Here is a 21209-nt window from a genome sequence, read left to right on the forward strand (position 1 = left end):
CGAGTCCTGGGATGCGTCTTGGCGAAAGCTAGTTCGAGGAGATCGGTTGCGGCGAAATTGGAACGGCCGGGAATTGCCGCAGCTGCTTTCCGGTTTCCAGTTCATGCAGAATCACTTCGCCGTCGAAACCAACTGATGCAATCTGTTGGTTGTCGGGCGAGATACTGATGGAATAAATGGCATGCAGCGGCCCATACAATGAACGCAACAGCTTGCCATCGGTGACGTTAAAAACATGGATGTGCCCTGCTCCGTCGAGACTGCTGCAGGCAATCGCCTTCGCGCCGTCGGAAGTGAACGCAACATCGTAGATACGGCCGGGCATCGCGGGGAAGTCTTTGATCTTGTTGAAGTCGTCCCCGATCTTACGGGCCTTTTCCCGAAACAGACGATAGATTTTGGGCACGCCATCGGCGCCGCCAATGAGTACTTGATCTTCGCCTGGGACTCGAGTGATCGCGTTGATGCCACCCTTCAACGCCCCTGGAGTGATGCTCGTTACATTGTCGACGAATCGCTGCGTTTCGACTTCGTAAAGCTTCACCGCCATGTCGCGACTGACCGAAACGAGGTGGCTACCATCGTTCGAGAAAACGGTATCGAGGGCCCAGTCTTCGTGGGCTCCGTTGAAGAAGATTTGTTTCCCGTTAGTGGCGTCGAAGCCTCGGACCGAATTGTCGCCGCAGCCGATCGCAACATGCTTGCCGTCCGGTGACCAGCTGACACCGTAAACGTTGTCGTAAGCAACCGAGTTGGAAAAAATCAGCGTCTGATCCGCGACGTTCCAAAGTTGCAGTTCGCCGAGACGTCCAGGCGAACCTCCGGCAACGGCCAGTTTCGTTCCATCAGGTGAAAACGCGACCGATTCAATTCGCTCGGACATGCCGATCAAGCGACCGGCGATGCCACTGCCATCGGCATGTTGTAAGACGACTTCGTGATAGCCGGAAACGGCGAGCAGTTTGCCATCTGGCGAAAACGCAATACACGTCAGCACCGGCGGACGAACGTATTTGGGTGGGTTTGCGGCATCGTATTTCGACTTCGCTGACTCAGGCGTATCATCCTTCGCGCCTTGAAGAATCCAGTTGAGGATGATCTTGCGGTCTGCTTCCGCAAGCGGCTTCCTTCCTTTCGGCATTTCAGCCTGGCCGTCGGCAGGTGTAATGAGCTCCATCAGATAGCTGGCCTCCGGATCGTTCGGTACGATCGCCTGCGAGCCTGACTCGCCGCCGCTTAGTAGAGAGGCGTGATCGGTCATCAGGTAGTCGCCACCCCGTTTCGCAGGTTGGTGACAGCCTTGGCAGTTGGCTTGGAAAATCGGCCGTACGTCGCGGTAGTAACTCACGTCATCGGAGGCCGCTTCGTTCGGAGCTTCTGCAGCGGCGACAATGGGCCAGGCGATTAGCAGGGCTAGCAAAGTTCGGGAAGCAGGCATGATTCACCTGACTTGTTCGAGGGGATGGCGATAGGAGGAAAAGGAAGGCTCGGTGGCAAAGTAGATTGCCAGGCAGGGGAAGGCATTCATCGCATGACTGCCGTTAGGGCCAAGTGTAATGGAACGTTTGCCCGATTTGCAAGTTTATTTGCTAAGGCATTGTTCGCTTGAAAGTGGTTTTCGGGATGCGAGTCGGGCGCTAGACTAACGTTTCGTCATCGCTGGGATGTTTCAGGTGTGGGAGAGTCGAACATGGCAAAAGTTGTCGCAGTCGTTTCTGGAGGAATGGATTCCGCGACGCTGCTCTATCACATGCTGGATTCCGGGCACGAGTGCTATGCAATATCCGTCGATTACGGCCAAAGGCATGTCAAGGAACTCGACTTCGCTCGCAGGCTATGCGAAGGGGTAAGTGTCCCGCACCAAGTGGCCGACCTATCGGCCATCAATCCGATCTTTGGCAACAACAGTCTCTCCGGCCGGGAAATGGAGATCCCCGAGGGGCATTATGCGGAAGAGAGCATGAAGCAAACCGTTGTGCCGAACCGCAACATGATTCTGATTTCGGTCGCCATCGCTTGGGCGGCCAGCAACCAATGTGCGGCGGTTGCTTACGGAGCCCACAGCGGTGATCACGCGATCTATCCTGATTGCCGCCCAGAATTCGCCGATGCCATGGATACCGCGGCGCGTCTTTGTGATTGGAATCCAATCGAGCTTTGGCGACCCTTTGTGAATATGGACAAAGGAGAAATCGCTAAGCGTGGCGTCGAGCTGGGGGTTCCCTTTCAAACCACCTGGACGTGCTATAAGGGGCTCGAAAAGCACTGCGGGAAGTGTGGGGCATGTGTCGAGCGAAAAGAGGCCTTTGCGTCGAATGGTCTTAACGATCCAACGGAATATGCCGATTAACGGTAGCTTTCGCTTGGAAAAAGATGGCAACAAGCGGCATAACGGCTCGATAACCTCTTTCATGCAGGACATTTACCTGCGTTAGTTCTTTTGGGGGTATTTCGCTCGGGGGATTGGCGCAGCGATTGCTGGCGTGAATATTTGACTTAGTTTGCCTATTTGTCCCTGGCAGCGAAAAATACCAAAGTGCTCCCCTGCCTTTTGAAACAAGAGGTTTGCACAGCTTGGGGAGGCTTCCCGCCATTTCAGCGGTGTTAACGTAGTATTCAGTATGGTCGGCGCGAAGGTAATGGGGTTCTTCTGATTACTCTCTCTCGACCGGAAACAATGGCCACTGATGCGCGAAAACGCCGAAACCGACCCTATAGCAGACACCAGTTCGGTCATCGCACTCCCCCCTAACGGGCCCACCACTGATGATTCAACTTTCAACTAAGCCGTTTCCACTGCCGCGTCCAATGCGCCAGCTGGAAATCGCACCGTCCGAGCTTCACTTGTGGCGGATATCGTTCGACGAAGGCCAGTCTATCGTTGATGAGCTGCACAAGCAGCTTTCCGAGGCCGAACAGCTGAAGGCTTCCAAGTACTTTCGCGAAGACCAGGCCCAGAAATACGTAGTCTTTCATGCGGCTTTGCGAGACATCCTTGCCCGATATTTGGATGTCGAACCGGCGGGAATTACGTACGAAACGAGCCAATTTGGCAAACCTAACGTCATTCGCGGTCAAGCGGACGGACTTCAGTTTAACCTGACTCACTCGGGTGAATTGGCAGTCGTTGCTGTGTCGCACGACATCGAAGTTGGCGTCGATATCGAACGTATTCGCGAAGTTCGCAGCTTTGCCAGCATGTTAGAGCGATGTCTTTCGGATGCGGAGCGAAAGGACATCTGTGCTCATCAAGAGCCGGATCGATACCGGCAATTTCTGCGATTCTGGACCCATAAAGAGGCCTATTTGAAGACGGTAGGCGTCGGGCTGCGTGCTCCGCTGGATCGGTTAACCCTCGATTTGCAGGCCCCCGAGGCCCGCAAAGTGGTGAATCATTTCGATGTATTCCCTCAAAAGCCGGCTGTCCGATTGATGGAACTCGCGCCGTGTGAAGGGTTTGTGGGTGCTGTTGGGACGACCCACGATGTATCACCAGAGATCAAAACGTTCGGCTGGGTCAGTGGTCGATTCGGCGGATAAGCGGTAAACTGGTGTGTTACCCTTAGCCACGAGGTGCTCAATGACAACCGATGCTTCCGGCGATTCGCCGAAGTCCGCCGAAGAGATCCAAGATTGGATTATCGACTATCTTGCGAAAGAGTTGGATACGAATCCAAGCTCCATTGACCCTAGCGCTACGTTCGATTCCTTCGCCCTCGATTCGGCTACGGCCATCGGAATGACCGGCGATATGGAGAACTGGCTGGGGAAACGGATCGATCCGACAATCGTGTATGATTATCCCACGATTGAAGAATTCTCCAGCTATCTGGCGGGCGAAAAATAAGCGAAGTCCTATCGCCCCAAGCGTTTCTGCTTTTTTCCACCTGCGACGGAAGCCTTTTCGATGCAGCCAAAAAATGAACCGATTGCCATCATTGGAATCGGTTGTCGTTTGCCCGGGGCGGACAGCCCGGAAGCTTTCTGGAACTTGCTGATCGAAGGTCGGGACGCCATCGGCGAAGTCCCTCCGGACCGCTGGGATGTCGATCGCTTATACGATCCCGAGCCTGCCACCCCAGGCAAAATGTACACGCGGCGGGGTGGCTTTCTAAGCAACGTGGCCGACTTCGACCCGACACTATTCGGTATCAGTGGCCGTGAAGCGGAGAAGATGGATCCTCAGCAGCGATTGCTGCTTGAAGTGACATGGGAAGCGTTCGAGAACGCCGGCGTTCCTGTGAAGTCACTCGGCAACAGCGCGACGGGAATCTATGTCGGAATCAGTAACAGCGACTATCAGCGTCTGCTATTCCGCGGGCTCGATTCGTTGCATGCCTACAGTGCGACAGGCACGAGCCTCTCGATTGCTGCCAATCGCATTAGCTACCTCTACAACTTTCGCGGTCCAAGCATTGCAGTTGATACGGCTTGTTCGTCCTCGCTTGTCGCTGCGCATTTGGCTTGCCAAGGGCTCCAGTCAGGTGAAACCGATCTTGCCGTCGCGGCCGGCGTGAACTTGATTTTGACCCCTGAAGGGACCATCACGTTTTGCCAGGCACGGATGATGGCCCCAGATGGCCGCTGCAAAACGTTCGATGCCAGTGCGGATGGTTATGTTCGTGGTGAAGGATGCGGCGCAGTCATTCTTAAGCGTTTGAGCGATGCTGAGCGGGATGGCGATCGGATTCTTTCCGTCATCCACGGTACGGCCGTTAATCAGGATGGTTTGACAAACGGACTCACTGCACCGAATGGACCGTCCCAGCAAGAAGTGCTGAAGGCTGCTCTCGAAAATGCTCAGCTTCAGCCGCAAGCGATTGAGCTGATCGAAGCACACGGAACAGGGACATCGCTGGGCGATCCGATTGAAGTTCGCAGCTTGAAGAACGTCTTGGGGACTGCCCGTGACGAAACGCACCCGTTGCGTCTTGGAAGCGTAAAGACCAACATCGGTCACTTGGAGTCGGCTGCAGGGATCGCCGGTCTGCTGAAGCTCGTCCTTTCGCTAAGTAACGGGCAGATTCCACCTCATCTGAATTTTGAAACGCTCAATCCTTACATCGACCTGGGCGGTGCTCATGTCGAGATCGTAACCGAAGCGAAAGAGTGGAACGCGAAAGCTGGAAATCGAATCGCTGGCGTAAGTGCGTTCGGATTTGGTGGCACAAACTGCCATGTGATTGTCGGCGATTACGTTGCCAAGCCGGCAGGAACGAAGGCGAGCATCACTCAGGATCGTCCACGACACCTATTGCCGCTAACCACGCAGACTCAAGATGGACTGCCGCTGCTGGCTGAACGGTATCTAGAAGAGCTGCAAGACGAATCGGTATCGCTGGCAGACTTCGCTCATAGCGTAGCTGTCGGGCGCTCGACGCTCGATGCACGTACGTTTGTGAATGCGGCAGACAAAGACGAAGCAATCGCGGCACTTCACAAGTTGGTCGAAAAAGGCTCGAAGGATTCAACGAGTGGTGAACCGGTGCGTCGCCGCAATAAGGTCGTCTTCCTGTTTACCGGGCAAGGCTCTCAGTATCCCGGCATGGGGCGAGCGTTGTACGAAACGCAGCCCGTTTATCGCGACGCGATCGATCGCTGTGCTTCTGAACTGAAGAAGTACGACGTACCGTTGATGGATGTGCTGTTCGCAGAAAAGGATAGCACCGAGATTCATCAAACGGCCATGTCGCAGCCTACGCTGTTTGCGACCGAGTATGCATTGTTCCAGCTGTGGAAGTCGTGGGGCGTGACGCCTAGCATGGCTATTGGGCACAGTGTGGGCGAATATGTTGCGGCATGCGTCGCCGGCGTGTTCTCGCTCGAAGATGCACTGAAGCTGATCGCCTTGCGTGGCAAGCTGATGCAAAGCCTGCCGGCCGGTGGTGCGATGCTCGCCGTTTCGGCAGGTGCCGAACGTATCGAGACGCTGCTGAATGGTCATTCAGGGCAAGTCGGCATCGCCGCGGTGAATAGCCCACAGCAAACAGTTTTGAGTGGAGCTGCCGAAGCAATTGAGCAGGTCGCGGAGCTTTGTCAGACTGAGGGTATTCGAGCAACACGCTTGACCGTATCCCACGCGTTCCATTCGAAGCTGATGGATCCTATTCTCGACGAGTTCGAGCAGGCTGTCTCTTCGATCGAAATGAAACCGGCCGCATTTCCGATTGCTGCGAACTTAACCGGCGAGCTTTCGAAGGACGCATTCACCAAGCCAGACTACTGGCGGCAACATTTGCGTGAAGCGGTTCGCTTTGCCGACGGCATTCAAGCCATCGCTGCCAAGGGTGGCAATGTATTTGTCGAAATCGGACCTCAACCGGTTCTCTCAGGACTTGGACGCGTCAGCGTGCCAGGCAAAGAAAACGCTTGGCTGCCGAGCCTGCGAAACGGCCGTGATGACTGGCAGATGATGCTCAACTCGTTGGGCGAATTGTACGAAATCGGTATCACCATCGATTGGCGTGCTTTCGATGCACCTTACGCGCGAAAACGAGTTGAACTTCCAACGTATCCATTCCAGCGAAGTCGTTTCTGGGCACCCGATACGATGCCAGCCAGCAGTGGTGACGACTTTGGCACCGGAACAGGATTGATGCCGACGCGGACTTCGCATCCGCTGCTTGGCGTCGAGATTCCCACGGCGACCGATGAAGTCTTGTATCAGACGAACCTGGCACCAGGCTTTCCTGCCTATCTGAACGACCACCAACTGTTTGGTAGCCCGGTCTTTCCCGCTACCGGCTATGTCGAGTTAGCCATCGCCGCCGGGAAGACTTACTTCGGGGAAGGTGTGTTGGCGGTCGAACAGCTGCAAGTACAACAACCGCTCGTCTTTGAAGAGCAGCATTCCAAGACGCTGCAAGTTGTTTTGTTGCCGGAAGAACATGGGTATGCCACGTTCCGAATTTTGAGCGCCGAGACATCCGATAGCGACGATACGATTTGGAAGTTGCATGCTGCCGGAAAGATTGCCCCGGCTGCCGCACGGCCCGAAAAGGCCGACCTGCAAGAAGCTTTTTTCCGCATGGAAAAGCAAGTCGATGTCGAGGAGTTCTACGCAGGGGCGAAGCAAAGCGGTTTGCAATATGGCCATGCTTTTCAGGGAATCAAGCGTCTCGGCAATGGCGAAGATGAAGCCTTGGCAGAAGTCGCGTTGCCAACCGATTTACAAAGTGATGCACGAAATTATCACGTGCACCCTGCCCTGCTTGATGCTTGCCTGCAAACGGTGGGAAGCCTGCTTGCCGATGAGTTGACCCCGGGGACCACGTTTATCCCGATTGGTATCGGCAGCGTGATATGCTTCGAGGATCACTCGCCGCAGCGCGTCGCATGTTGGTCGAAGATCACCGGACGCAAGCCGGGGCGGATGCCGCAGGTGGAAGCCGATCTGGTTCTCGCCAATGAAGAGGGAGAAGTGCTTGCGGAGGTCCGCGGACTTAAGCTTGCTCGACTCGCTAAGATCGACTTGCAAAAACGCTTAGTCGCGGATGTCGACCGTTGGTATCACGAGGTGAAGTGGCTGGAAACGCCGCGGATCGGCAAGCCACTGACGGTGGATGAGAACGAAGATTCGGTGTGGCTCGTCTTCGGTGACGGCCGGCCGATGACCGAGTATCTGGTCGATCAGCTGACGCAGCGGAAGCAGCAAGTCATGCAGGTCTACCCCGGCACCGAACTGGAATTCGGTGAAGCGGATGCCACGCTCGATCCTGCCGAGCCATCTCAGTTTGCAGACCTGCTTGAGTCACTCAAGCTAGGGGGGAATCGCAAACTGCGAGGCGTGATTTATCTGTGGGCACAGCAAGACCTTTCCGGCAAAGCGAACGAGTCGATGGTCGATCACGCCCTTGGCTGCCAAGGCTTGCTGCACGTCGCTCAGGCACTCGGTGAACTGGAAGATCAGTCACCACGATTGTATGCGGTCACGCTTGGCGGCCAGCGGATTTTCCCTGGCGATAAGATCGGTCATCCGCTGGAGGCCGCGACTTGGGGCCTGGCAGGTGTCATTGCGAATGAACTTCCCAAGTTGAATTGTACGCGGATTGATGTCGACGCGGCGGATCGCGATACGGCTGGCCGTCTGTTCGGTGAAATCTGGGTTCCAGATTCGGAAACCGAAATCGCTCTGCGAGGTGAGAAGCGTTTCGCATCGCGACTGATGCCAATGCGTTTGGCGGCTGATGGCGAGTTGACGGTTCCAGAGCAGTCGTATCAGCTTGGCCTGAAGAAGTTTGGCATGTTGACCAACTTAGAGTTGGTTCCCAAGCCGCGTACGGCCCCCGGTGAAACCGAAGTAGAGATCGCGGTCAAAGCGTCCGGTCTCAATTTTCGCGACGTACTGCGGGCCCTCGGGATGCTGCAGGAATACGAAAAAGAGATCGGTATTCTTACCGAAGCGGACGTCACGTTCGGCTTCGAAGGAAGTGGCATTATTACGGCCGTTGGTAGCCAGGTGAAGAACCTGGAAGTCGGCGATGAGGTGATCGCGCTTTCGACGGCCAGCATGACAAGCCATCTGTTGGTCGATCAAAACTACGTTGCCAAGAAGCCGAGCAATCAATCGTTTGGTGAAGCCGCGACAATCCCGCTGGCCTTCCTGACGGCTCACTATGGACTTACTCGCCTGGCCAAGCTTCGCAAAGGGGAACGGGTCTTGATCCACGCGGCCGCTGGGGGTGTCGGTCAGGCCGCGGTTGCCATTGCTCAAGCTGTGGGGGCTGAAATCTATGCGACCGCAAGTCACGGCAAATGGGACTTCCTTCACTCGCTGGGCATCAAGCATGTTTACGATTCCCGCACAACGCTTTTCAGCGATGCAATCCTGAATGACACCGGCGGCGAAGGCGTCGATGTTGTTCTGAATAGCTTGAATCAAGAGTTCATTCCCAAGAGTGTCGAGTGCCTGACCGAGAGTGGGCGGTTTGTCGAGATCGGCAAGATTGGTGTCTGGACTTCGGAGCAGTTCGCGGATGTTCGTCCGAAGGCGAAGTACTTCCCGTTCGACTTGGGCGACGAAGAACGCAATTCGCCTGGCTTGATTGCGGAGATGCTCGAAGAACTACTTCCACAGTTCGAGTCGCACAAGCTGGCGGCGCTTCCGCTGCAGACCTATCGCATTGAAGAAGCGGTCGAAGCGTTTCGTTTCATGCAGCAGGCCAAGCATCTGGGGAAAGTCGTGCTTCAGATGACGCCGCCAACAGGCGAGCGTCCGCTGATTCGTGGCGAAGCGACATACTTGATCACCGGTGGCACCGGGGCGATTGGTCTGGAAGTCGCCACGTGGTTGGTCGAACAAGGAGCGAAGAGCATTGTTCTGACCAGTCGTAGTGGCAAAGCGAGTGAAGCCGCGGCCGAACAGATTGCTGCTTGGGAAACCGAGGGAGTCCAAGTCGCCGTATCGACGATGGACGCGGCCGACTCCGAGCAAGTAGCGGCGGTTTTAAAATACATCGAGACTGAACTTTCACCGCTAGCTGGCGTGTTTCACGCCGCTGGGGTGCTCGACGATGCAACGCTTTCGCAGCAGTCGTGGGAACGCTTCGCGAAGGTGTTGCCTGCGAAGGTGGATGGTTCGTGGTATTTGCATCAGCAAACGCGTGAGTTGCCGCTCGACTACTTCGTGTGCTTCTCGTCGATTGCGGCGATGATTGGTTCGCCAGGGCAAGCCAACTATGCAGCTGCCAACGCGTTTATGGATGCACTATGTGCAGGGCGTCGTGCCGAAGGGCTTACCGGGCTGAGTATCAACTGGGGGCCATGGAGCGGCGGCGGAATGGCGAAGTCGGCTGACGCACGTCGACTTGCAGGGATCGGCTTGGGGATGATCGCCCCTCAGCAAGGCTTGCTTGCCCTCGAAGAGCTGTTACCGACACGTCACGCGAACGTCGGTGTTTTCCCTGTCGACTGGACGAAGTTTCTCAAACAGTTTGGCCGAAACAAGCACCCTCGCTTATTGGACGAACTTGCGAAGATTCATCGTCAGGAGCGAACTGTATCCTCTGGAGGTAGTGGTTCGCTGCGAGACCGATTAGGTTCGGCGGACGAAGACAAACGTGCATCGCTGATCAGTGATTATGTCGCCGATCAGGCCTCCAAAACGCTCGGTATCAGTGCGTCTCAGCTTGATCGCGCAAAGCCGCTGGCGGAAATGGGGCTCGACTCGTTAATGGGGATCGAGCTGAAAAACGCAATCGAGGCGGAGCTTGAGATCGACATCCCCGTCGAGGAGTTCTCGCAAGATACAACGGTTACTAGCCTGGCAACGGCCGTTGCTGCTTTGGTGGGTGTCGAAGGAGACTTCACGGTCAGCAGTGGTGGTGACTCGTCTGCTCCGGCTGCTAAGGAAAAGCCTGCGAGGGCTATTGAAGACATCCCTGTGGCCGACTACCAAACGGACCAATTCCCGGAGGTGGTCGAACTGCAGGAGCGGATTGCCCGGTTTGCTCGCATGGGGATGGAAAGCCCTTACTTCGATGTCCACGAAGGAACCACACGCGACACGGCGACCATCGATGGTCGCGAGTTCATTTGCTTTAGCAGTTATAACTACTTGGGAAGCAGCGGCGATCCAGAAGTAACCGCTGCCGCAAAAGCTGCCATCGATACGTTCGGTAGCAGCGTTTCGGCTAGTCGTGTGGTCTCTGGCGAAAAAACAATTCACGGAGAATTGGAACGAAAGATTGCCGAGTTCCTAGGGACAGAATCTTCGGTTTGTTTCGTGGGCGGTCACTCGACTAACGAGACGACCATCGGGCACCTGATGAACCCTGGCGATTTGATCCTGCACGACGAGCTGGCTCATAACAGTTTGGTGCAAGGGTGCATTTTGTCCGGCGCCCAAAGACGCTCTTTCCCGCACAACGATACTGCGGCATGCGAACGAATGCTTGCCGAAATGCGAGGGAAATATCGTCGCGCGGTGATCGTTGTCGAAGGCGTTTACAGTATGGATGGCGACTACTGCGATCTGCCGAAACTGGTCGAGATCAAAGAGAAATACAAAGCCATGCTGTTCGTTGACGAAGCTCACTCGATCGGCACGATGGGAAAGACCGGCCGGGGTATTTGCGAGCACTTCGGCATTCCAGGCTCGCGGATCGACTTCCTGATGGCAACGCTTAGTAAGTCGCTGGGAAGCTGCGGCGGTTACATCGCCGGTAAGAAGACGATGATCGAGTACCTCAAGTATACGGCTCCTGGATTCGTGTTTAGCGTGGGGATGCCACCGTCGAATGCTGCTGCCGCATTGGCATCGTTCGAGCGAATTGAACAGCATCCGGAAGTAGTCGCTAAGTGTATGAACAACTCGAAGTTGTTCCTGAAGCTGGCGAAGGAGAAAGGGCTCGATACGGGGCTAAGTGACAACACACCGGTGGTCCCCGTGATCACAGGGAATTCGCTTCTCGCGCTGCGATTGTCGCGAGCATTATACGCTCGCGGGTACAATGTTCAGCCGATCATGTATCCAGCAGTGGAAGAGAAAGCAGCCCGCCTGCGATTCTTCATAACCAGCTGTCATAGCGAAGAGCAGATTCGCCAAACGGTTGATGTCACCGCGGAAGAACTGGAAAAGCTGAAGGCTGAAACGGACGATCCAGCCAAGTAGTCCGCCTGGCATTCAATGTTGCGAAAGGGAAGATAATCGGTGTCGATCCAAGTACCTACGCAGACTTTGGCCTTGCTGACGAAGGGGACAATTTCGCTGGATGATGTCGAGCAGCATCTCTCTGCAAATGGCATCAAGTGTCACCTGGAGGATGCGGTGCGACCGTCTGGAGAGATGAAGTCGTTCGCCCGATCGACGCTTTCCGATGACGGACCGATGGTGCTGATTGAGTCGTGTGCTTTCCCTTGGAGCGAGCTTGCTGGATCCGACGCACTCGCGGCCAATGGGGACTTTTTGCAAGAGTCGCTTGAGCGAGCTTGTCAGTTTCAGTTGAGCTGGGAAGGTGTCGAGGGGGCAATTGCCGAACATCAAGCGATCGTTCTCGTTTCGATCGTGGAAGAGGCAGGCAAAACTTTGTCGCCTGTTTCCCAACTGCGGCGGTTAGTAGAGTTATCGAAGACAGTCCTGGCGATCGGCCATCATCCCGAAGTCATCGCCTATTTTTGTCCTGCCGGGGAAGTCTTGTTGCCAGTCGCGATGCTGGCTGAACTTCTACAGACGAGTCAAATCGCCGAGGTGCCACCACTCGATTTGTTTTCAAACCTTCGGCTTTCGTGGTTGGATGAACGTTGGGTAATCTTTGAAACGATCGGTAACTCTCAGCTTTTGTTGCCAGACTTCGAGATCTACGCCGATAGCCAACAGCACGATCTGAACGAATTGGCCAGTTGGCTGCGGCGATTGAGTTGGCGGCAATTGACGCCAGAGAACGCTTTGGCCGATTCACATGCGATACAAAATCCCCAAGGGGCGGACTTCGATGTGGTTTACGCGGAAGACGCGTTGCTTTCACCGAGTCGCAATGTTGTGCGATTGATCGCTCGCGATGAATTGGCAATGCCGAATGGTCTGCCGAAACGACTGCGGATCGAACGGAAGTGATTAGCGATCTTTGCGCTGGGCTTGCTTTTCCCAGTACCGCAGTAGCTCTTTGCCGAGGCTCAGCAGCGTTAAGAGAAGCATCGGGGCAGCAAGAGTCACAAACATAAAGCTGAAACGGTTCGAGAGAGCACCCTCTTTCGATTCGTTCAGCATGTAATGCCCCATTACAAACAGCACGCTCAAAAGAAACGTTGCGAGCATGATCGAGCCAATTCCGAAACGCGGTCGCCACGGCCGTCGTGGTTGCGGCTCGCGAACCGGTGAGACGGTATCGTCATCGAAGAGGGGATCGTCACCCATGGTCAGGACATTGCCGCCAGAATTGGATCGTGCAGGGAATGAATCCGGTTGAGTAGGTCTTCTTGGGTCAGGTCTTCCGAGACCGGCACCATTAAGTACTTACCCAATCGACTGCAACAGTCTAGCACGATCTGGCGAGAGTTCGGCGATGCGAAACCATACTGGCACGGTTCATGGCCTGTGATGAATAGTTCGATACCGAGCTGTTTCGAAAGTTCATCAACGTTCTCTTGCCGGAAATCGCGTCCCCAAACCAAACGGTGGAGCGATCCACCACAGGCTCGATCGTTGGCGTTCAGTTCACGGTCGAAAATCGTTGCGTCAAACGGTTCTTCGTCGCACTGCTTGGGAAGGCTATGGGAGACCATGATGCGGTCACCGATTCGGATTGCAATCGGCAGACTACCGAGAAACTGAAGCTGCGCGGCGCGAACGGCCGGAGCTGCGTCGCCGTACATTTGGCCCATGCCGCAACGAAACATGAGGTTGAGCATTTTGCCCGCCTTCATGATCGGATAGTCGGTCAGCTCTGCCAGCTCGTGGTTCGAGATCAGAAAGTGAACCTGATTCGGGTACCGAATCACCAGCTGAGCAATATCTTCCAGCATCAAGTGCGACATGCAGCCGCCAGCTTTCGGGTAGGTCGGTCCACCGTGACAGACTTCCTGGAAGACCAAGTGCCGACCTGGGTTTGAGTCTAAGTCGGCGATATCGAGAATGCGACGGAAGTTCGTTCGATTGCCGTGCAGGTCGGCAGTAACCATCACATCGTCGGCCGTCGATTCATCGAGATAGACGACATTCCCTCGTCGGAGGGACGAATCTCGCAGGATTTGCCCAGCTTTCTGATAGCACTCAACCGTATTCTGGGCCACGTTGGCGGCAACACTCATAGGCTTTTATGGGAACGGTAAATCAGGGACGAGAAAACAGTGGCAACGATTTATTGTTGTCAGTTGGGGGGCTGGAGGCAAACTAGATTTCTACAGGTCCAGTTGTAGGGCTTATAGGGAGTTCATCGGACACCCCGATCTCATGTCAAAAAGTTTCTTGACGAAATCGCAGATTTAGGTGCCTCGGTCCGACCATTTTTCGACCTATGCTTTCGATGAACTTTTCACTTGTCTTTTCTTCTCTGAATGCCGATGACTTCCGACCGTCGAAATTCGATGCGCTTTTCGGTGGCCCCTTCGCGGGTCAAAGCCCAGCTTCAGGTCGGTAGAGATACATTCAAAGCGGAATTGCTGGACGAATCGATGGCAGGTTTCGCCGTTGCCGTTCAAATCCCGCGAAGAAAATTGGGCGAAAACGGTTTCGTGAGCGAGTCCGAATGCCCTTTCTTTGGCGAGATCGCTCGTCTCAGTATCGCCGGAAATAGCGAATACGAAGTCCAGATTATCAGCATTGTCCCCCGCGAGGACGAATCGGCCTCGGCAACGAAGTCACGCGTTTGTTTGCGTCTGGGGACACGTGTTGTTCGCGAGATCTACGAACGTCATCGCAACTCACTGGGACGAAATCTCCGCCTGGTAACATCGCTGGTTTTGGCTCTCGGGATCTCGTTTTATTACAACGCGTCCGCGATTTCTGGACAGTTTTCCCGGCTCATGCCATCGGCGGAAGTCGCTTGGGAAGACTTCGTTGAGCAGTTGAAGGACTTTCAGTCGGAGGAACGGACATGGCGAAAGGAAATTGCTCATGCGTCCTCTCACGGCTTTGTCGTTCCAGAGACGGAGGAAATGACGAAGCTGATCCAGTTCTCAAAGTCACTACCGACGCTGCATCGTGTTGAAAAAGTCATGCTTTTCCAGCAGGACAGTCCGTTTGTCAAACAACTGAATTTGTCGGCAGACCAACTTCTTGCGGTTCGCAAAATCGCATTAGAGGCTGGCGCGGCGATGGAGCAGCTTTGGCAGCGTATGCAGCACGAAAAGGAAGCCTTTCAAGAGAATCTAACGGAGCTTCTCCTCGAGGTAGAAACACGCATCCTGGCGAATCTTACGCCGGAACAAGCCAAAATGTGGATGCACGCTCAGTTTGGCTAGGCGGCTGCTAGCAGACTTGAGCTTCTCGCTTGGAAACAAGCCTGATCGTTGGAAATCTGTAACGGCTGGTAGGGATTGACCTGAATTGTTCAATTTTCCCGGATCTAAGGCCGATCAATCCTAGTGGACTCGCTTGTCATAGACACTTGGCGAGTGGCGCGTTTCCGTTCTCGGCTCCCGCTCCGAGAAACGGAAAACGATTGACCCCCAAAAAATGACCCAACGCCGTGCCCGCTACAGCGCGAGGAAAGTCAACATGAATCGCTTGTTTTTCATTCTGGCAGCCGTGTGCCTTTTGGCGGGCAGTGGCTGCTGCCATCACCAAATCGGTGCGAGCCCTTGTAACAACCCAACGAGCGTGAGTGCTCCGCCACCAGCCGTTCAAGGTGGTGCAGGGTCTGCTCAAGTCACCTATCCGTATTACACCACACGTGGCCCACGAGACTTCCTCGATCCGGCTCCGTTTGACATCGGATACTAAGCGTTCGTCGCAACTTGGAACACGAAGACGCGAGTGCCGCTTCCTGGGAAACTGGGGGCGGCACTTTTTTTGCGCGCTTATCAATTCGAGCGAAGCCTCAGACTGCGACGAAGCAGCTTGCGTAGCCCCTCAAGCTCCCCTGATTTGTGATCGAAAAACACCTGCGTGAGGTGTCCCGCAAAGATTCATGCAAAACGTACGTTAAATATGGGGTCCTATTTCCTCACTAATCCTTGACAACCGCCACCGGTGCCCCTATGTTGCCGTGCTGGTATCATCGATATTCGATATCGCTTTAGTCAACCAGCATCTGCGCTTACGTCGATTTCTCTCGACGCGCAAGTTTGCGAAAGCTCCTCAGGCATCCAAATGGATACGACGATCGTCACGGACCTTCAAGTTGTCGCCCGTGAAGTTGGTATTCCTCTCGAACAAGTACAGCGAACCGTCGAGCTGCTTGATGATGGGAATACGGTTCCTTTCATCACCCGGTATCGTAAAGACGAGACCGGGGGGCTGGATGAGGAGCAGATTCGCGCGATTCAAAGCAGCAACACAACGCTGCGCCAATTGAACGAGCGCAAGCGAACGATTCTCAAGTCGATTCAATCGCAAGAGAAGCTGACCGAGGCCCTTGCTGAGCAAATCAAGAAAGCTCAAACGCAAAAGCACCTCGAGGATCTGTATCTCCCCTTCAAGCCCAAGAAGCAGACGCTCGCAACGCAAGCCCGCGAACGAGGTTTGGAGCCGCTCGCATTGGAGGTGCTAGAGGACGCTGAAGCAGCGAAGGACTTGAAGTCGCGTGCGGAAGCATTCGTTGATGCGGAGAAGTCGCTCGCCGATACCGACGCCGTACTGCAAGGCGTTGGGTGTATCGTTGCCGAAGTCTTTTCTGAAAATGCCTTCTTGCGAGGGCGTTTGCGTAAGCTGTTTTGGAAGACTGGGCAACTGACAAGCACTCGCATCGAAAACGCGGGTCAGCCAGAGAAGAACGACTCGGACGACTCCGACAGCGAAGTGACCTCGGACGACGTTTCGGCTGAAGAATCGTCAGCGGAAAGCACCGATTCGGCTGAGTCGACCGCAACCGAATCGACCGAAGCTGCGTCGCAGGAAAAAAGCGAAGACAAGAAGGACGGCGACAAGAAAGAAGGTGGTAAAAAGCCAACCATTCAGGAAATCCGCCGCGAGAAGCGAAAGCGTCAGAAAGAAAAAGAACGCGCCAAGAAGGACAAAGCGTTCCGAGACTATTACGACTACCACGAACCGGTCTCGAAGATCCCACCGCATCGCGTGTTGGCCATCAATCGTGGGGATCGTACGCGGTTCCTGAAAGTGCGAATCGATGTCGATGTCGACAAAATCGCTAAGACAGCCGAAGAAGTTGTCATTCCGGAAGGGCACTCGCACACCGACTATTTAAAGCAGTGCCTAAAGGACAGCCTCAATCGCTTGATCATTCCGAGCATCGAACGAGAAATTCGTCGCGAGCTCACCGAGAAAGCCGAAACGCATGCGATCGAAGTCTTCGCTTGCAATCTGCGTAAGCTGTTGCTGCAGCCGCCTGTGCGTGGCAAGCGTGTTCTTGCCATCGATCCAGGTTTCCGAAGTGGATGCAAGCTGGTTGCCATCGACCCGTTCGGCAACGTGCTCGGAACCGGCGTCATCCATCTGATCGGCCCTCAAGATCGTGTCGAAAAGAGTCGAACACGCATCGTCGAGATGATCAAGCAGTTCGATGCCGAGATTGTCGCCATTGGAAACGGAACGGCTTGTCGCGAGACCGAGCAGATTGTCGCCAGTGCAATCGCGGATGAGCTGAAAGACCGTGATCTTTGCTACCTGATCGTAAATGAAGCTGGTGCGAGTGTTTACTCCACCAGTGAACTGGGACGCGAAGAGTTTCCTAAGTTCGACGCGACGATTCGGGGGACAATTAGCATCGGTCGCCGACTGCTCGATCCACTTTCGGAACTGGTGAAGATCAACCCATCGAACATCGGTGTCGGCCTTTATCAGCACGATGTCAAAGCAAAGCACCTGCGTGACTCGCTCGACGACGTTGTCGAGTCTTGCGTGAACTATGTCGGTGTCGACGTCAACACAGCGAGCCCTGCCCTGCTGAGCTACGTCTCTGGTCTCAATCAGCTGACGGCTCGACGTATTTACGAGCATCGCCAGGCGAAAGGCCCGTTTCGGTCGCGAGAAGAGATCCGCGAAGTCGCCGGGATTGGCGAAGCAACGTTTGTCCAAGCCGCAGGTTTTCTGAAGGTTGTGCCTGCCGAGAATCCACTTGATGCGACTTGGATTCACCCGGAAAGCTACGAAGTTGCCACGAAGCTGCTCGACAAGCTTGGCTGCTCGCTGACCGAAGTTTTATCGACGGTCCCTTCGCCGCCACCCAAAGTCGAGAAGCCCAAGCAGTTCGGTTTGAGCCCGGAAGAAATCACGGCTGAAGCACCAGCCGATATGCAGGAAGCAGAAACGGAAGTTGTCGAGGCAGTCGCTTCGGCATCGACGACGGCGGAAACCAATTCGTCTCCTGCTGAAGAAGCGGCGACGGCAGAAGCTCCTGCGGCATCGGAAGAAACGCCCGCTGCTCCAATCGAGCCGCCTGTGCCGCAAGAAGGTACAAGCGAAACCAACGGCGAGGCCCCTGCTGCGGCAAGTGAAGAAGAAGTTCCCGCTCCGCAGCCAGCCCCGGCCGAGATTGCTGCTTCGGATGAAAACCACAAGCAGTTGCTCGCAAAGATTGCCTCTGCCGACATCGATAAGCTGGCGGAAGAACTGAATATCGGTGTTCACTTGGCCCGCGACATCACCGGCGCGTTGTCTCGTCCCGGTCGTGACCCACGTGCCGACTTCCCACCACCGCTGTTCCGTCGCGGCGTGTTGAAGCTGGAAGACCTGGAACCTGGCATGGAGATGATGGGCACGGTGCTCAACGTCGTCGACTTTGGAGCATTCGTCGACATCGGTCTGCACGACAGCGGTATGGTGCATATCAGCCGCTTGGCCGATCGCTACGTTGCCGATCCGCACGAAGTCGTCAGTGTCGGTGATGTGATTCGTGTTTGGGTGATCGAGATCGATCGCGAACGACGTAGGGTCTCGCTGACGGCGATCGATCCCGCGATTCAACCGGCCGAGAAGAAGGAAAAGCCGCAAAGTCGTGGAAACCGACCTCCTCGCGGAGATCGTCCACAGCGTCCCAAAGGCAAAGCTGGAAACAAGCCGCACGGCGGTGGTCACGGCAAAGGGAAGCATGGCGGTAAGCCACGCAATGTGGAACGTCGCGCCAAGCCGAAGCCTTCCAAGCCAATTACCGATGCGATGAAGGAAGGCAAGGAACCGCTTCGTTCCTTTGGCGATCTGCAGCAGTTTTTCGACATGCAGAAAGACGGCAAAAAGAAGCCGAAGAAGTAGCATTCCTGGTCCAGCTTTCCCCGTGCGAGTCGCTCAGGCGTAAAGGGAAAGCTGGCGTTGGCCAACGTTCAAGTTCTAGGCGTGGTTTTTCCCAACGCTGGAAAGCGTCATAATGGGATGTTCTTGTGTCCACGTCTTGTGCCAGGTAAAAGAGTCACGTATGTCCGACTTTGAAGATCGACTGAAACGCGCTATCGAACGCGGAGAAAAGCGAAGCGAATCGAAACGTCGCGCTGCGCACGAAGCGGCGATGTCCGAAGAAGAGTGCCGCGAACTGCACAGTCGACTACGCCTGAAGATCTCGGATTATATCGAAGATTGCCTTCAGAAGTTACCAAATCACTTTCCAGGATTTCAGTACGAAACGCTCTTCGGCGATCAAGGATGGGGCGGCGCTTGCGTGCGTGACGACTTGGATCTGACCGGCGGAAAGCGGCGGAATCTGTACAGTCGCTTGGAACTCTCGGTGAAGCCCTACTCTTCAGTCCGCGTTCTGGAACTGGCCGCCAAAGGGATGATTCGAAACAAAGAGCTTTTCAATCGAACCCACTTCGAGAAGCTAAGCGAAGTCAACGAAGCAGACTTTCGCGATCTGATCGACGTTTGGATCGTAGAGTACGCCGAGCAGTACTCTGCAACGTAAGTACCGGTCCGTTCTTTGTGCGGAAGCTATTGGTGGGCTATCCTGAAGGAAATGTTTCGCGTTCGTTTTGCGGAGTCTTTCCATGCATTGGTTGCTTGTTGCCACGCTTCTTGTTGGGGCAGAGTCAGGCAAGGAGAAAACGCCTGATCCCGTCAGTGCTTATTACCAGCAAAGTATTCGTGGCTGGGATCTCTACATTCATAAGTCGCTATTGCGCGAAGATAAAGAGACCGGTAATGCGGTTCTCGAGTTAGTCGATTTTCAGCTATACGACATCCAAAGAAGACTCCCTGAGCAAGCTGTCGCGGCCCTGCAGAAGATCCCAATTTGGATCGAAAGTGACAATACCAGGGCAAACCCTTGCGCGTGTTACCATGTTTCTGGCGATTGGCTCAGTGAGAACGGCTTTCTTCGCGAAAAAGAAAAGGGAGTCGAGATCACAAGTGCCAAGACGTTTCTCGAATGGACCAAAGAGCAACCGTTCATGCTGCTTCACGAACTTTCGCACGGGTACCATGATTTGGTCCTTGGCTACGATGATGCTCGCGTGATCGAAGCGTTTCAGCGTGCGAAGAAATCAGGCCGCTACAAGGAAGTGCTGCATATCGATGGAACGAAGAAAAAGCATTACGCCATCGAAGACGAGAAAGAGTATTTCGGCGAATTGACCGAGGCGTTCTTTGGGACGAACGATTTCTACCCGTTCGTAGTTTCGGAGCTAAAACAGCACGATCCCGAAGGTTACCGCCTGATTGAAATGCTTTGGAATGAATCGTCGAAGAAAGAATCATCGAAGCAAAGTAACGCTGCAGGCAAAGACGCCGGCGAGAAAAACTCCGCAGAGTAGTCGTGATCCGCGGGAGATCATGTCGGCTTATCGTTGCGGCGAAAGTACCATCGGACGATACGTTGTCCAAAGCGAATAATGGGTGCTCGAAATGCAACGAGCAGGCATCCGAGTGCGGCACCGATGAGAATCAGCCCCAGATCGCGATGAAACAGGACGAGAACGAGTGCCCAAACTGCCAGGGCAATCGACCACCACCAGGGAAAATTCTTCACGTAAAGAGCAGCCAGCAACGTTGCCGCTCCGACAAAGGTGCCAGCGAAAACCGGAAACAGAAACGCACCCAGGGCGGCAGCTTGATCGAGGGCAATTCCCACGATAGGAATGACCAACATCAAGCCGAGTAGCGTCAGCCAGCCCCATGCGGCCCAGGAGACCTTTTTCTCGGCCATTGGCTCCCTCCGCGCAGAAGCTGAGACAGGCAGACCCCCCGTGCATATTTCCCTTCGGGAGGCCCAAACTCATGGCGTCGGAGCTACTGGTTTAGCCGAACTTCATCGTACGCGCTTCACGCACGGCACGTGCTGCGTTATCTGCGAAGTTGTCGATCTGGTTCAAACCTCGCAGCAGCATCGCGTGGCCGTCGATGACGACTTCGTCGATATCGCCGTCATCCAGCGTACGAGCCAGCTGCGAAATACGCCCGGCTTGCTCACGCAGACGCTCGACAACGTTGCTCATTCGGTCGCTGTCGTATGGCTCTTTACGAGGGACACGTTTGTTGGCGTCAGCGGTCGACGTTTTTGCCTTCTTTTTTGCCATAGTTCTTCTTATTAATGCGTAAGGGTGTAAACAAGCGGAGGTTATCAGAGCCTCATCAACTTGTAAAGTATTTAGTACCAATTGATCAAAGCACAGTCAACTTTATATTGGAAAATCTTCTGATATCGCGGAATTTCGTGCGGGGAAGTGGA

Annotated in this window: 15 protein-coding genes; 10 read left to right on the top strand and 5 right to left on the bottom strand. The window is 54.8% G+C overall.

What is annotated here, in order from left to right; all coding sequences use genetic code 11:
- Positions 1–28 precede the first annotated feature (28 nt).
- The gene (locus LA756_RS19015; protein WP_224436310.1) at positions 29–1438 is read right to left on the bottom strand and encodes a c-type cytochrome domain-containing protein; all 1410 of its coding nucleotides are present in this window, start codon (positions 1436–1438) and stop codon (positions 29–31) included.
- A 252-nt stretch (positions 1439–1690) separates the two neighbouring features.
- On the opposite strand from LA756_RS19015, the gene queC reads away from it, so the two are divergent.
- The 5 genes from queC (at position 1691) to LA756_RS19040 (ending at position 12553) form a co-directional block, all read left to right on the top strand.
- Positions 1691–2350 carry a 7-cyano-7-deazaguanine synthase QueC gene (gene queC, locus LA756_RS19020; RefSeq protein WP_224436311.1) on the top strand — a complete coding sequence of 220 codons (660 nt, stop codon included), beginning with the start codon at positions 1691–1693 and terminating at the stop codon, positions 2348–2350.
- Between the two features lie 416 nt (positions 2351–2766).
- Positions 2767–3540 carry a 4'-phosphopantetheinyl transferase superfamily protein gene (locus LA756_RS19025; protein WP_224436312.1) on the top strand — a complete coding sequence of 258 codons (774 nt, stop codon included), beginning with the start codon at positions 2767–2769 and terminating at the stop codon, positions 3538–3540.
- A 40-nt stretch (positions 3541–3580) separates the two neighbouring features.
- Positions 3581–3847, top strand: a complete 267-nt coding sequence (locus LA756_RS19030; protein ID WP_224436313.1) for an acyl carrier protein — start codon at positions 3581–3583, stop codon at positions 3845–3847.
- Positions 3848–3907: 60 nt separating this feature from the next.
- Positions 3908–11611: a type I polyketide synthase gene (locus LA756_RS19035; RefSeq protein ID WP_224436314.1), complete on the top strand. Its 7704-nt coding sequence runs from the start codon at positions 3908–3910 to the stop codon at positions 11609–11611.
- Between the two features lie 39 nt (positions 11612–11650).
- Positions 11651–12553: a hypothetical protein gene (locus LA756_RS19040; RefSeq protein ID WP_224436315.1), complete on the top strand. Its 903-nt coding sequence runs from the start codon at positions 11651–11653 to the stop codon at positions 12551–12553.
- Here the strand turns inward: LA756_RS19040 and LA756_RS19045 are convergent, their stop codons facing one another.
- Both LA756_RS19045 and LA756_RS19050 read right to left on the bottom strand, forming a co-directional pair.
- On the bottom strand, positions 12554–12853 hold the full coding sequence (locus LA756_RS19045) for a hypothetical protein (RefSeq protein WP_224436316.1): 300 nt from the start codon (positions 12851–12853) through the stop codon (positions 12554–12556).
- Between the two features lie 2 nt (positions 12854–12855).
- Entirely contained in the window at positions 12856–13746 is an 891-nt protein-coding gene (locus tag LA756_RS19050) for a metallophosphoesterase (protein WP_224436317.1), read from the bottom strand.
- Positions 13747–14022: 276 nt separating this feature from the next.
- Between LA756_RS19050 and LA756_RS19055 the strand changes: the two genes are divergently transcribed.
- The 5 genes from LA756_RS19055 (at position 14023) to LA756_RS19075 (ending at position 20295) form a co-directional block, all read left to right on the top strand.
- The gene (locus tag LA756_RS19055; RefSeq protein ID WP_224436318.1) at positions 14023–14898 is read left to right on the top strand and encodes a hypothetical protein; all 876 of its coding nucleotides are present in this window, start codon (positions 14023–14025) and stop codon (positions 14896–14898) included.
- Positions 14899–15154: 256 nt separating this feature from the next.
- A complete protein-coding gene (locus LA756_RS19060; protein ID WP_224436319.1) occupies positions 15155–15379 on the top strand; it encodes a hypothetical protein in 225 nt (74 codons plus the stop codon).
- Positions 15380–15748: 369 nt separating this feature from the next.
- Positions 15749–18805, top strand: a complete 3057-nt coding sequence (locus LA756_RS19065; protein WP_224436320.1) for a Tex-like N-terminal domain-containing protein — start codon at positions 15749–15751, stop codon at positions 18803–18805.
- Between the two features lie 160 nt (positions 18806–18965).
- The gene (locus LA756_RS19070) at positions 18966–19448 is read left to right on the top strand and encodes a hypothetical protein (RefSeq protein WP_224436321.1); all 483 of its coding nucleotides are present in this window, start codon (positions 18966–18968) and stop codon (positions 19446–19448) included.
- An 82-nt stretch (positions 19449–19530) separates the two neighbouring features.
- Entirely contained in the window at positions 19531–20295 is a 765-nt protein-coding gene (locus LA756_RS19075) for a metallopeptidase (protein ID WP_224436322.1), read from the top strand.
- Positions 20296–20312: 17 nt separating this feature from the next.
- Here LA756_RS19075 and LA756_RS19080 read toward each other — a convergent pair whose 3' ends face one another.
- Together LA756_RS19080 and LA756_RS19085 are read right to left on the bottom strand one after the other, a co-directional pair.
- Positions 20313–20687 (bottom strand): hypothetical protein, encoded by a 375-nt coding sequence (locus LA756_RS19080; protein ID WP_224436323.1) that lies wholly within the window; start codon positions 20685–20687, stop codon positions 20313–20315.
- A gap of 91 nt (positions 20688–20778) precedes the next feature.
- Entirely contained in the window at positions 20779–21057 is a 279-nt protein-coding gene (locus LA756_RS19085; RefSeq protein ID WP_224436324.1) for a hypothetical protein, read from the bottom strand.
- Positions 21058–21209 lie beyond the last annotated feature (152 nt).

It is taken from the genome of Bremerella sp. TYQ1, from assembly GCF_020150455.1.
GTDB classification, from domain to species: domain Bacteria; phylum Planctomycetota; class Planctomycetia; order Pirellulales; family Pirellulaceae; genus Bremerella; species Bremerella volcania_A.

Bases quoted from the DNA above. Each gene is read 5' to 3' on its own strand.
- LA756_RS19015 (WP_224436310.1), bottom strand. From the start codon at position 1,438: ATGCCTGCTTCCCGAACTTTGCTAGCCCTGCTAATCGCCTGGCCCATT.
- queC (WP_224436311.1), top strand. From the start codon at position 1,691: ATGGCAAAAGTTGTCGCAGTCGTTTCTGGAGGAATGGATTCCGCGACG.
- LA756_RS19025 (WP_224436312.1), top strand. From the start codon at position 2,767: ATGATTCAACTTTCAACTAAGCCGTTTCCACTGCCGCGTCCAATGCGC.
- LA756_RS19030 (WP_224436313.1), top strand. From the start codon at position 3,581: ATGACAACCGATGCTTCCGGCGATTCGCCGAAGTCCGCCGAAGAGATC.
- LA756_RS19035 (WP_224436314.1), top strand. From the start codon at position 3,908: ATGCAGCCAAAAAATGAACCGATTGCCATCATTGGAATCGGTTGTCGT.
- LA756_RS19045 (WP_224436316.1), bottom strand. From the start codon at position 12,853: ATGGGTGACGATCCCCTCTTCGATGACGATACCGTCTCACCGGTTCGC.
- LA756_RS19050 (WP_224436317.1), bottom strand. From the start codon at position 13,746: ATGAGTGTTGCCGCCAACGTGGCCCAGAATACGGTTGAGTGCTATCAG.
- LA756_RS19055 (WP_224436318.1), top strand. From the start codon at position 14,023: ATGCGCTTTTCGGTGGCCCCTTCGCGGGTCAAAGCCCAGCTTCAGGTC.
- LA756_RS19060 (WP_224436319.1), top strand. From the start codon at position 15,155: ATGAATCGCTTGTTTTTCATTCTGGCAGCCGTGTGCCTTTTGGCGGGC.
- LA756_RS19065 (WP_224436320.1), top strand. From the start codon at position 15,749: ATGGATACGACGATCGTCACGGACCTTCAAGTTGTCGCCCGTGAAGTT.
- LA756_RS19070 (WP_224436321.1), top strand. From the start codon at position 18,966: ATGTCCGACTTTGAAGATCGACTGAAACGCGCTATCGAACGCGGAGAA.
- LA756_RS19075 (WP_224436322.1), top strand. From the start codon at position 19,531: ATGCATTGGTTGCTTGTTGCCACGCTTCTTGTTGGGGCAGAGTCAGGC.
- LA756_RS19080 (WP_224436323.1), bottom strand. From the start codon at position 20,687: ATGGCCGAGAAAAAGGTCTCCTGGGCCGCATGGGGCTGGCTGACGCTA.
- LA756_RS19085 (WP_224436324.1), bottom strand. From the start codon at position 21,057: ATGGCAAAAAAGAAGGCAAAAACGTCGACCGCTGACGCCAACAAACGT.